This window comes from Flavobacterium xizangense (genome assembly GCF_054075145.1).
In genome coordinates this window covers 272877-285365 of the sequence record NZ_JBSIPG010000001.1, presented here as the reverse complement: position 1 = coordinate 285365, position 12489 = coordinate 272877, and the positions used below count along the sequence as shown (strand labels likewise).

The 12489-nt window shown below is 33.2% G+C and carries 10 protein-coding genes; 2 read left to right on the top strand and 8 right to left on the bottom strand.

What is annotated here, in order from left to right:
- Nucleotides 1-71 precede the first annotated feature (71 nt).
- From ACWA1B_RS01185 to uvrC, 4 genes are all read right to left on the bottom strand, one after another.
- Nucleotides 72-392 (bottom strand): four helix bundle protein, encoded by a 321-nt coding sequence (locus ACWA1B_RS01185; protein WP_456904846.1) that lies wholly within the window; start codon nucleotides 390-392, stop codon nucleotides 72-74.
- 179 nt (nucleotides 393-571) lie between these two features.
- On the bottom strand, nucleotides 572-1729 hold the full coding sequence (locus tag ACWA1B_RS01180; protein ID WP_456904013.1) for a homogentisate 1,2-dioxygenase: 1158 nt from the start codon (nucleotides 1727-1729) through the stop codon (nucleotides 572-574).
- Between the two features lie 318 nt (nucleotides 1730-2047).
- The gene (locus tag ACWA1B_RS01175; protein ID WP_456904012.1) at nucleotides 2048-4330 is read right to left on the bottom strand and encodes a patatin-like phospholipase family protein; all 2283 of its coding nucleotides are present in this window, start codon (nucleotides 4328-4330) and stop codon (nucleotides 2048-2050) included.
- A gap of 9 nt (nucleotides 4331-4339) precedes the next feature.
- Nucleotides 4340-6133, bottom strand: a complete 1794-nt coding sequence (gene uvrC / locus ACWA1B_RS01170) for an excinuclease ABC subunit UvrC (RefSeq protein ID WP_456904011.1) — start codon at nucleotides 6131-6133, stop codon at nucleotides 4340-4342.
- A 137-nt stretch (nucleotides 6134-6270) separates the two neighbouring features.
- On the opposite strand from uvrC, the gene ACWA1B_RS01165 reads away from it, so the two are divergent.
- Both ACWA1B_RS01165 and ACWA1B_RS01160 read left to right on the top strand, forming a co-directional pair.
- The gene (locus ACWA1B_RS01165) at nucleotides 6271-7248 is read left to right on the top strand and encodes a succinylglutamate desuccinylase/aspartoacylase family protein (RefSeq protein ID WP_456904010.1); all 978 of its coding nucleotides are present in this window, start codon (nucleotides 6271-6273) and stop codon (nucleotides 7246-7248) included.
- The gene (locus ACWA1B_RS01160; protein WP_456904008.1) at nucleotides 7235-7804 is read left to right on the top strand and encodes a 5-formyltetrahydrofolate cyclo-ligase; all 570 of its coding nucleotides are present in this window, start codon (nucleotides 7235-7237) and stop codon (nucleotides 7802-7804) included. Before ACWA1B_RS01165 ends, ACWA1B_RS01160 begins: the two co-directional genes overlap by 14 nt.
- Before the next feature lie 171 nt (nucleotides 7805-7975).
- Here ACWA1B_RS01160 and ACWA1B_RS01155 read toward each other — a convergent pair whose 3' ends face one another.
- The 4 genes from ACWA1B_RS01155 to ACWA1B_RS01140 form a co-directional block, all read right to left on the bottom strand.
- Complete coding sequence (locus ACWA1B_RS01155) at nucleotides 7976-8719, bottom strand: tetratricopeptide repeat protein (protein ID WP_456904006.1); 744 nt, start codon at nucleotides 8717-8719, stop codon at nucleotides 7976-7978.
- 15 nt (nucleotides 8720-8734) lie between these two features.
- Nucleotides 8735-10483 (bottom strand): BatD family protein, encoded by a 1749-nt coding sequence (locus tag ACWA1B_RS01150; protein WP_456904004.1) that lies wholly within the window; start codon nucleotides 10481-10483, stop codon nucleotides 8735-8737.
- A 115-nt stretch (nucleotides 10484-10598) separates the two neighbouring features.
- Nucleotides 10599-11366, bottom strand: a complete 768-nt coding sequence (locus tag ACWA1B_RS01145; protein WP_035653526.1) for a tetratricopeptide repeat protein — start codon at nucleotides 11364-11366, stop codon at nucleotides 10599-10601.
- 43 nt (nucleotides 11367-11409) lie between these two features.
- Nucleotides 11410-12444 carry a vWA domain-containing protein gene (locus ACWA1B_RS01140; protein ID WP_035653057.1) on the bottom strand — a complete coding sequence of 345 codons (1035 nt, stop codon included), beginning with the start codon at nucleotides 12442-12444 and terminating at the stop codon, nucleotides 11410-11412.
- Nucleotides 12445-12489 lie beyond the last annotated feature (45 nt).

Here is a 12489-nt window from a genome sequence, read left to right as displayed (position 1 = left end):
AATTTGATAATGAGAAAATGAGATAATTCTTGAAATGCATTAATTTTCTAATTGACACATTTTCTAATTTTCTAATTCCTCTTAGATGTTGATATTATTTTATTTAAAATTTTTAAAATTTCTGATAATTCATTTAATAAATATTTGCAATGTGGATATTCTTTGTGTGCATCACATAAAAACAACCAATATTCTGATTCGTCTGCTTCTTTAATTGCAATTTTTAATTTATGAATAAAATCGGCTTTACTTTCTGCGTTTTGCGATTCTTTTGAATTTGCTCCAATTGATGTTCCGCTTTTTAATAACTGATTTGCAATTACGAATTTCTTTTGATCTTGAAGTTCGGTTGTATAATCAATTATATTTAGGGCAAAATTGAATGTTTTAATTAAAAGAGCGTTGTCTTTATATTTCTCGTTAAAAGTAATTTTTTAATTAGATAATTAGGAAATTTGATAATGAGATAATTTTTTTGTAGGTTTAAAATTACAAATAAATTATTTAATTTTCTCATTTCTAATTGCCACATTCTCTAATTGACTAATTATCAAATTGGCACATTGACTAATTATTCCGTCCAGGATTTATAGTATTGACCGTCATCCAATCCCATAGCTTCTTCCGTTACCATTAATGGTCTGAAAGTATCAACCATAACGGCTAATTCCTGAGTTTCTTTGTGACCAATACTACGTTCCATTGCGCCTGGCGCCGGACCGTGCGGAATTCCTTTTGGATGTAAAGTGATATGACCTTGCTCAATATTATTACGGCTCATAAAATCACCATCAACATAATATAGAACTTCATCAGAATCTATATTGCTGTGGTTGTAGGGCGCCGGAATGGCTTTTGGATGATAATCGTAAAGTCTTGGGCAGAAGGAACAAACGACAAAAGTTGCCGTTTCAAAAGTTTGATGTACCGGAGGCGGTTGGTGAACACGTCCCGTTATAGGTTCGAAATTGTGAATTGAAAATCCGTATGGGAAATTATATCCGTCCCAACCAACAACGTCAAAAGGATGCGTAGCATAAACCACTTCGTGAAGCATGCCTTCTTTTTTGATTTTAATTAAAAAATCACCTTTTTCGTCATGTGTTTCCAATTCATTTGGCAAAATAAAATCACGCTCGCAAAATGGTGAATGTTCTAAATGCTGACCTGATTGGTTTTTATATCGTTTTGGAGTATAAAATGGAGAATACGATTCTACATAAAATAATCTATTGTCTTCTGTTTCAAAATCAATTTGATAAATAATGCCACGCGGAATGATTAAATAATCACCATATTCAAACGGAATATTTCCCAACATGGTTCTTAATTTTCCTTTTCCTTTGTGGATGAAAAGCATTTCATCGGCATCGGCATTTTTGTAGAAATAATTTCGAAGCGATTTTTTTGGAGCTGCCAAACCAATGATACAGTCTTTGTTGACTAACATGGCTTTTCGGCTGTCCAAAAAGTCGTTTTCTGGTTTTAATTCAAAACCTTTAAAAAGTAATGATTTTATGTTTTTTCCGATTGCAATTTTTGGCTCAACCGAATAAGAATTTAAAATTTCTTTAACCTGCGTTGGTCGGTGTACATGGTAAGACAATGACGAATGTCCATGAAAACCCTCGGTTCCAAACAATTGTTCGTAATAAAAACCTCCGTTTGGTTTTTCGAATTGGGTGTGTCTTTTTTGAGGAAAATCTCCAAGTTTATGATATAATGGCATGGCTTTTCAATTAGATAATTTTTAAATTAATTAGATAATTCGAAAATTTTGAATTGTGTGAACAGACAATCAGCTCAATTTTAGTATTGACTAATTATCTCAATTCGATAACTTCATTCAGGATTTCTCTTGATGAGGAATTGAAGATACTCTAATAAACCTGTCCATTTTGTTTTCATTATAACAAATGTCGTAATTTTTGCTGAGTAAAATTATAAATTATATTATTTATAACACTAATTATTTTGATTTTTTTGGTATAATTTTTTGATAACAAAAAAATACCTCAAATTTATTGAACAATTCCTGATTCAATTCTTAAAATAAGAAGCCGATGCTAAACCATGTATAGCTTTTGGACATTTCTGGCGACCACGATTGTTTGATTTCAATTGGGCCAATAATAGTTTCTAAACCATAACCAAAAGCGTAACCAGAATATTTCGGCATAGAGATCCAGTCAACTGTTGTGAAAATATCGTCACCCAGATTGGCAAAATTGGCAGAAAAGTTGACGTGGTTTTTCTTGAAAAGTTCGTAATCCAGTGTAATATCTGTTTTTATATAGCTGTTACCAGCAATGCTCAGAAAATCATAACCATAGAAATAGTTGAAATTATTGATTTTGCTATAACCATATCCTCCTAAAATATAATCGAAGTAAGGAACACTATCGCTTCCTATATTAAATCCGGCATCGGTACCAATTTTTACAGTTGCTCTTCTAAATAATGTTTTAGCAAATGCAATTTCGGCTTTTGCCATAGAAAATGGTTTAAAAGTATTGGTGTAATCTGAAGAAGCCAAATAAGTTTGTATGTCGCTGGAGAAATATAAACCAGAACGTGGAAAAGTTTTTTTGTCAAAAGAGTCGTATTTTAAGTATCCAAAAACACTCATGTAATTACTTTTGTCAATAATGTTTCCTTCATTTGCCAATGTTGGTGAATTGATTTTTAAATATTTATATTCTAAACCACCGCCCATCAAAAATTTCTGAACAAAAATAGTTTGAAAATAAGCCTGATTGGTGAGATCTAAAAAGTCAACATTAATAAGGTTAACATCTGGATTTGGAGCTTCGAGTCGGCTTATGCTTGTTGTGACATTTCGATTAAATTGATTTAATCTTGAACGAAATCCAAAACTGATATTAAATCCGTTTTCGATATAATAATTAAAATCATATCTGAAATTATCCCCTAAAATAATATCTAAGGAAGTAACGTCATTTTTTAGGAATGTTTTTTTGTGCGTTAGATTTAATAAGATGGCACTTTTGTAAAGCCCATCGTAATGTAAGCCAAGCTTTAGATACGTTTGGGTTGGGTTTTCTTTCAAAACGAGATCCAAATTGTCACCGTTTTTATCTCCCGGTTGTAGGCAATATGAAATTGTGCTAAAGTTTTGAGTGGCGTCCAAATTGTTCATTCCGGTTTTTAAATCATCGTATGTGATGGTGCTTCCGGGTTTGAAACGTAGTTTCCCGTTAATATATTCTTTGGTATAATTATCTAGTTTGTCGACATTAATTTTTTCTATTTCTAAAGTATCACTGCTGACTTTAAGTTTTGGTTTTTTATAAAAAGTTTCTTCCGTTACTAATGTTTTGATTTTTTCGTAAACAGCAAAAGTTGCTTCTTCTCCTTTTCTGATGATTTCTTCGCCACGATCAAATGAAATTACGCCAAAATCACGAATATCCGGTTTTATGTAAATATCGGTTTCTTTTCTTTTGGTTTTCATTTTCTCAATCGACTGCAGATTGGTTATCTGAACTAAAATTCGGGTTGCATTTTTCAGTCCTTTTCTTGTCTGTAAATCATCTTGTACATCAACGCCAATAATGATGTCGGCACCTAGATTACGTACTTCCTGAATCGGATAATTGTTTGCTACACCACCATCGACCAAAAGTTTTCCGTCAATTTCGACCGGTGTAAATAAAGAAGGAAAGGCGGCACTCGCCATCATAGCCTGCACCAGATTACCTTTGTTAAGTAACACTTCTTCACCAGTTTCAATATTTGTTCCAATACACAAAAATGGAGTTGGCAATTTATTGAAATCGCGAACATGGCGTACATTTCTGGTCAAGCTGCTTAATAGATTGTAATTGTACATTCCTTTTGAAAGTGCTTCCGGAATTCCAATTTTGAAATTACTGAAAGGCAAAGTAATGGCATATAATTCGTCATTTTTTTTGCCGTAAAAATTTTTAGAAGAACGTGGAATATAATCGTTGATCAATTCGTCAAAATTCGTTTTCTTGAAAATAGAATCAATTTGTGATGCATTATAACCAGTGGCATAAAGTCCGCCAATTACAGATCCCATGCTGGTTCCTCCAATATAATCTATTTTGATGCCGGCTTCTTCCAAAACCTTTAAAACCCCAATATGTGCAAATCCCTTTGCGCCCCCGCCGCTTAAAACCAAACCAATTTTTGGTCTCTTAACGCTGTCTTGTTTTGTCTCCTGCGAAAATGATTTCTCCGGAAGAATTAAAAATATAAAAAGTACGACTGCAACGTTCCAGATTGAATTGGAAAAAAAAACTTTAGACAGAGTATGTGAAATGAACACTTTTTTTAAGTACATAAAAAGCAGCTAGTTGGTTTTGTAAAAGTCGACAATTTTTTTGGCTTTTGAAACTCCAATTACATCTGAAATTTCTTTTTCGGATGCTAATTTTAATCTTTTAACACTTTTAAAATGCTGAATCAAAGTCAGCATTGTTTTTTCGCCAATTCCAGGAATACTTTCTACCGAAGAATTCAAGGCTGCTTTGCTTCGTTTGTCACGATGAAACGTAATTCCGAATCGATGCGCCTCGTTACGCAATTGTTGAATTACTTTTAGCGTTTCCGACTTTTTGTCCAGATATAAAGGAATCGAATCACCTGGATAAAAAAGTTCTTCAAGACGTTTTGCAATTCCAATAATAGCAATTTTTCCTCGCAAGCCCAGCTCATCAATACTTTTTAACGCGGCCGATAATTGTCCTTTTCCACCATCAATAATAATTAATTGCGGCAAAGGTTCATTTTCTTCCAACAATCTTTTATAACGTCTGCCCACAATTTCAGTCATCGAAGCAAAATCGTCAGGGCCTTCAACCGTTTTCACATTAAAATGACGGTAATCTTTTTTACTTGGTTTTCCATCTTTAAAAACAACGCATGCCGCAACCGGATTTGTTCCCTGAATGTTCGAGTTATCAAAACATTCAATATGACGTGGTTCAACCGGAAGACGCAAATCTTTTTGCATTTGTGCCATAATTCGGTTGGTATGTCGGTCAGGATCTACAATTTGCAATTGTTTTAATTGTTCGATTCGGTAAAATTTGGCATTTCTAATCGACAAATCCAGGATCTGTTTTTTATCACCAAGCTGTGGAACAGTTGTTTTAATATTTTCACCCAAATCAATCTCAAACGGAACAATAATTTCTTTTGATAATAATTGAAAGCGTTCACGAAGTTCGACGATTGCTAATTCTAGTAATTCTTCGTCAGTTTCGTCCAGTTTTTTCTTCATTTCCAAAGTATGCGAACGAATAATAGAACCATGCGAAATCTGCAGAAAGTTTACATAAGCAGCACTTTCGTCTGAAACAATGGAGAAAACGTCAATATTTGTAATCTTCGGATTTATGATCGTAGATTTGGATTGATAGTTTTCCAAAACTTCGATTTTTTCTTTGATTTTTTGTGCTTCTTCAAATTGGAGGTTTTGCGCATAATTGTTCATCAATTTCTTAAAATCCTTTAAACTTTCTTTGAAGTTTCCTTTCAAAATTTCACGAATTGCATCGACTTGTCTTTGGTATTCTTCTAAAGGTTCTAAACCTTCGCACGGACCTTTGCAATTGCCAATATGATATTCCAGACAAACTTTGAATTTTCCGGAATCAATATTGGATTTGCTTAAATCATAATTGCAGGTTCGCAGCGGATATAATTCTTTTATCAATTCCAAAATCGTATGAACTGTCTTGAAATTAGTGTACGGTCCAAAATATTCAGAACCGTCTTTAACCATTCTTCGGGTAGAAAATATTCTCGAAAAAGGTTCTTTTTTAATGCAAATCCAAGGATAACTTTTGTCATCACGAAGTAATACATTATAACGAGGCTGAAGTGTTTTTATTAAATTGTTTTCCAGTAAAAGCGCGTCGGTTTCTGTTGGAACGACAATGTGTTTTATGGTCACAATTTTTTTGACCAAAACATTCGTTTTAGCCGTATCATGAATTTTATTGAAATAGGAGGAAACCCTTTTTTTTAAATTTTTGGCTTTTCCAACATATAATATCTTTCCGTCTTTATCGTAATATTGATATACGCCAGGATTGTCTGGCAAGGTTAGAATTTGAAGATCTAAGGACGGTTTTTGCATTCTTTTTTGTTTCTGAAGAGAGATGACAAGCAGTTTCAAAAATCATTCCGATTTATCAAAAAAAGCTTACTATCGATTTAGTTTCAAATTTACAAAATCAAAAGAATAATTTCTATATTTAGCTTTTATAATTCTACATGAAAAATAGCAAGCCCTTAGTTATCTTCGATGAAGCAATTTTGCCTGGAGAAAGCAGAACGATCAATGTTGAAATTGCAAGATTGCATACTACTACAAAACTTAATATTCCGGTAATTGTTCGCCGTTCAAAAATTGAAGGTCCTGTTGTTTTGTTTTCGGCAGGAATTCATGGCGATGAAATAAACGGCGTTGAGATTGTTCGGCAAATTATTAGCAAAAAAATCAATAAACCTGCTCGCGGAACCATAATTTGTATTCCAATTATCAATATGTATGGTTTTGTAAACAAGTCGCGTGAGTTTCCTGACGGACGAGATTTAAACCGGGTTTTTCCAGGAAGCAAAAAAGGTTCTCTTGCCAGCCGATTTGCATTTCACATCGTTGAAGAAATTTTACCGATTTTGGATTATGCAGTAGATTTTCATGCTGGAGGCGCAAGCCGATTTAATGCTCCACAAATCAGAATTACGGAGAATAATCCCGAATTGAAAGTGTTGGCCGATGTTTTTAATGCGCCATTTACTTTGTACTCTAAAAATATTGGAGGTTCTTTTAGAAATACTTCTGAAAAAGCAAATGTGAAAATGCTTCTTTTTGAAGGTGGAAAATCGTTGGACATCAATAACGATATTGCCAATGAAGGCGTTATGGGAACAAAACGATTGTTGAATTATCTTGGAATGCTTGATCCAAAACAACTTGTCGAAGCGGCTCCGATGCCTTCAATTTATATTAAAAATTCCGTTTGGCTTCGAGCAAAATGTTCTGGTTTGCTCCATGATTTTAATTTAATTGGGAGATTTGTGACAAAAGGAACTATTCTGGCGATTATTACAGATCCTTTTGGGAAATTTGAACAAAAGGTAAAAGCACCTCATGACGGATTTATAATTAATGCCAATCATTCGCCAATTGTTTACGAAGGTGATGCTATTTACCATATTTCTAAAAACCCTGAAAATGCCGACGAATAAAAAAGAACTTCGATTATATTACAAAAATCTGCGCACAGTACTTTCTGAAGAGGAAATCGAAGAAAAAAGTTTGGCTGTTGCTAATAATTTAATTCCGTTGCCGATTTGGGATAAAACCTATTTCCATGTTTTTCTTCCAATTGTTGAACATAAAGAAGTCGATACAGAGTTTGTTTTGCATTTGCTTTCAGGAAAAGATAAAGAAATTGTGATTTCAAAAAGTGATTTTGAAACGCGTACGATGACACATTTTTTATTGACCGATAATACGAAAATTAAAAAAAACGAATACAATATTCCGGAACCGGTAAATGGCCTTCAGGTCCAGAGCTCAAATATTGATGTTGTTTTTGTGCCGCTTTTAGCATTTGATATTCATGGAAACCGAATTGGCTATGGAAAAGGTTTTTATGATAAATTTTTATCAGAATGTCGTCCAGAAACGATAAAAATTGGACTTTCTTTTTTTGAAGCCGTAAATCAGATTGATGATGTCTTTGAATCAGATGTGAAGTTGGATTATTGCGTTACGCCTTTAAAAATCTACACTTTTTAAATTTTGACACTTGAACAGATATAATATTTTTGATACTAAAACTTATTTCGCTATAAAAAAATCTTATATCATATTTGTATTTGCTGAATATTAAAGAATAAAATGAAAAATCCCAAACTCCAGATCAAGAATTGGAATTTGGGATTTTTTTAGTGTATTATTTTTACAAATTTATTTCACTTCTTTAATAGTCGAACCATCAATCCAGCCTTCGGTTCCATCAGTTAATTCGATTTTTTTCCATTGGCCTAAAACTTCGGTTACATAAACTTTTGCACCTTCGTGTAATAGGAAAATTGCTGCGCCACCTTTTTGAGGCTCGCTTCTTACTTCGCTTAATTCAGCAAAAACAATTGCAGGGCGATCATTATCGAAATGATTTTTTTCAGACATTCCGGCCGAAACACTCAATCCTAAAGCAACCAAAAGAGCAAACATTCCAATGAAATAAATTCTTTTTGTAAGCGTCAGTTGTGAAAAGTAATAACCTATAAAACTCAACAAGAAAAGAAATGCGATTCCAACCGAAATTTTTGCCCAGGTATTATAATTGAAAATACCAGTAAAATTCTGTATCAGTTTTGCAAAACCTACTTTCGGAACTTCTTTAATTTCGTCAATTGTTAGTTTTTTGGCAAATTTTAAATTGTTCAGTGTTTCCGGATCATGAGGTTTTAAAACTAAAGCTTTTTCATAATTGTAAATTGCGGGTGCGACTTTGTTAAGCTTATAATAACTGTTAGCTAAATTGAAATACAATTCAGCCGATTCTTGCTTGTTTTCTTTTATAACCCCTTCATAAGCCTGAATAGCTTCCTGATAATTGCCTCTTTGATACATGGCATTTCCTTTTTCAAAGCTTTGAGCAAAGAAAACCTGTGTGATGAATAAAAAGAGATAGACTATATTTTTCATTTTATTTTCTTTAAACTAAACGATCTGTTTTTCTAATTCTGAAATAATCAAAACGGCTTTGTCAAAATCTTGCTGAATCGAAGCGCTAGATGCCGGAGCATATCGTGCAAATTCGCAGTTTTCAGTCAAATTAATAAAACTTTGAACTGATTCTGGGTTTGCATTTCTTGACAACAGCAATTCACGAATATTGTCTTTACTCATCTCTGAAGTTTCAATATGCAGTTTCGCTTTTAGGAAATTATGCATTGCTTTTTCCAGCGCAATATAAAAAGGTTCTTTATTGTTAAGCTGTTTTTTAGCTTCAGACAAATATTTCTTAGCCAGCTTATTGTTCATTTTGATTCGGTTTCCAGTCACATCGCCATCAATTGCTTCTTTTTTCTTTTTGGCAATGATGATAATTGGCAAAATAATGAAAGGTGCAAACAATAAGGCATAATACAAATCAGAACCATAAAAATCATCTTTTTCGACAGAAACTAATGTAGTTCTTGATTTGATATATTTAAACTGATCTGTTTTCGAAATAACATTTTTAGCCGCATTTGCTGTGTTATTTGCTTCAGCCTGCATTGGACCGTCTAAGACATCAATTGCAATTTCCTGCGAAGTGATCGTTTTGTATGAACTTGTACTCAAATCAAAATACGAAAACTGCATTGGTTTAATAATGTATTTTCCTTTGTATTGCGGTACAATAGTATATTTATCTGAAATTCTTCCCGACATACCAGTTAAAGAAGTAGTCACTTTTTCATCATGAACCGGATCGTACATTTCCAGCGCATTTGGAACAACTGGTTTTGGCAAAGTAAACAGTTTCATGTTTCCGCTTCCGGAAGCACTTACAACTAAATCCAAACCTTCGCCGCTTTTTACACTTGTTTTAGATGGTGTAACAATAAAGTTGAATTTTCCAACAGCGCCACTGAAACCTTCTGGTTTTCCAGTTTCAGGAAGCGGTTTAACGTTTATTGTTTTGGCTCCGGCCGAAACTACTTTATTGTCATCGGTAATAATCATTTGACCAAACATATCACGACGATTTGTTGGCAATTGTACACCAATATCCAATGAAAGCGGTTCGATTGTTAATTTGCCTGATTTTTGAGGATACAGGATTGTTTTTTTCAAAATCACAAAATAGCATCTTTGACCCTGAAAACTTCCTTCTTCAATTGATAATTGCTTAATGTCGATGTTCTGATTCCAAAAATCATTGTATTTTGGTTTTGCCAATTCTTTAAAACCAGTAACCCCAATATTATTGAAATACAATTTGTAAACAACCGTGATTGGTTCGTTCAGATACGGATTTGTTTTTGAAATTTCAGCAACCAAATTAAGCGTTTCACTTCCTTGTCCTTGTGGTCTTTCATTTGGATCTCTTTCTTGAGCAACGGCATTTGTAACAACAATTTTTATAGGCGAAGTTTTGTAAATCTGTCCATTAAATTCAATTGCGGCCTGACGAATCGTTACATTTCCTTTTTTCTCTGGTTGTAAAATATAAGAGTAAATTTTTTGAAAAGAACTTCTACCGTTAATCCATGACTGGCTTATTTGTTGACTTGGTCCGGCTACAACTTTAAATCCGTCAAAATTTGGCTGTTCAAAGTTGTCCCCATCAACATTCATGATGAAGTCAATTCGAAGTCTTTCGTTGAGGCCAAGCGTGTTTTTGCTGACTCTGGCTTCAAACTGAACTTGTGCCAAAAGTCCTTGAAAAGTGAATAGAAATAAAATTAAAAATCTTTTCATTAAGTTGTTTAATCGTTTATTTGTTTTAACCGTTTAATCGTTTATATATTGCTTAATCGTTTAACTGTTTATTTGTTTAATCGAATAAACAGTTAAACGATTAAACCCAGAAAGCCTACCAGTCTTTTTCTGTTTTTTTAGGACTTCCTTTTACTTTTTGAGCGTTTACTTTATCCTGAACTTTTTTCTCTTCATTGTTTACCGCATCTAATAAATTTTGAACACGATCTTTTGATATTCCTCCAGGTTGTGGTTTTGGCTGTCCGTTATTGTCAGATTTGTCATCTTTCTTCGGGTCATTTTTGCCATCTTTTTTGTCCTTGTCTTTATCGCCTTTATCGTCTTTTTTATCTTTATCCTTGTCCTTGTTTTTATCTTTGTCCTTGTCTTTGTCTTTATTCTTATCCTTGTCTTTGTCTTTGTCTTTATTCTTGTCTTTATTGTCGTTTTTAGGAGGATTTTCTTTTAACTTTTGTTTCGCCAAGGCATAATTGTAACGCGTTTCATCATCAGTTGGATCATTTCGTAATGCTTGTTTGTATGCTTCAACTGCCTGCGTATAATCTTTCTCTTTCATGAAAACATTTCCTAAATTGTGATAAGCAGTATGTTTTTCAGGTCTTGTTTTAGCATTTTTTATCGCTTTCGCGTAAGCATATTTGGCTTCCGAAATTTGATTTTGCTTATAAATGGTGTTTCCTAAGTTGTACGAAGCAGCTGCTTTTTTTGGAAATTTTGATTGTGAAATTCTGTAATTCGCTTCGGCATCAACAAATTTATTCTGTTTATATTCTTCGTTCCCGTTTGGCAATGTTTTGTCTTTTTCCTGAGCAGAAACTGCTAAGGAAAACGTTAGTAAAATATAAAGAAGTAAATTTTTCATTCTAAATTTTTTATTTTTTTGTTCCGGGAATTTTGCGGAACAATTATTTCTTTTCATTAAATAAATTCAACTCTTTTATCCAGTTTGTTTTTCTTTCCAAAAGGAAAATATCTAAGAATAATAATAGAAAAGCGAAACCAAGAAACCATTGAAACTGCGATTGGAATTCGGCCATTTGCGTTGCTTCAAACTCTGTTTTCTGAATGTTGTTTAAAGCATTTTTTACATAATCCAAAACTTCTTTGGTATTGCCACCGTAAACATAACCGCCTTTTGTTGCTTTTGCAATAGTTTTTAAACCTTCCTGATTTAATTTAGTTATAACAATTTCTCCGTTTTGATCTTTCTGATGATTTCTAACAATGCCATTTTCTTTTAGCGGAATTGTTCCTCCTTTTTCAGTTCCAACTCCAATTGTAATGATTTTCATTCCCAATTTATTGGCTTCTTCCGCAGCTGCAGAAGCGCCTTCGGAATGATCTTCTCCATCAGAGATCAAAATCAGTAATTTGCTTGTTTTGCTTTTTTCATCAAAATAAGTTGATGATAAACGAATTGCTTCATCAAGCGAAGTTCCCTGAGATGAAACCATATCCGGAGTCATACTTTGCAGGAACATTTTAGCAACACTATAATCAGTAGTAATTGGTAAAACAGGAAAAGCACTTCCGGCGTAAGCTACAATTCCAATTCGGTCACTTCCTAATTGATTAATGATTTGCGAAACAATTTGTTTACTTTTTTCAAGACGATTTGGCGCCACATCTTCGGCTAGCATACTTTTAGAAACGTCGACAGCAAAAACAATATCGATTCCTTCGCGTTTAACGGTTTCCATTTTTGTCCCAATTTTTGGATTTACAAGTCCAATAATCAAACAAGCAAGAGCCAAAAGGATAATCGATAATTTTAATACTGGTTTAAAAACAGAACTTTCAGGGCTCAGTTTTTTGACCATTTCTATATCACCAAATTCGCGCTGTTTTTTTCTTTTCCAATATACATTGAAAAGAAAAATACACACCAAAATCGGTAGTAAAAATAAAAGGTATAAATATTTTTTTTCGTCTAATTCCATTTTACATTTTAGATTTCTGAATTTAGATTTTAGATTTTTTTTAAT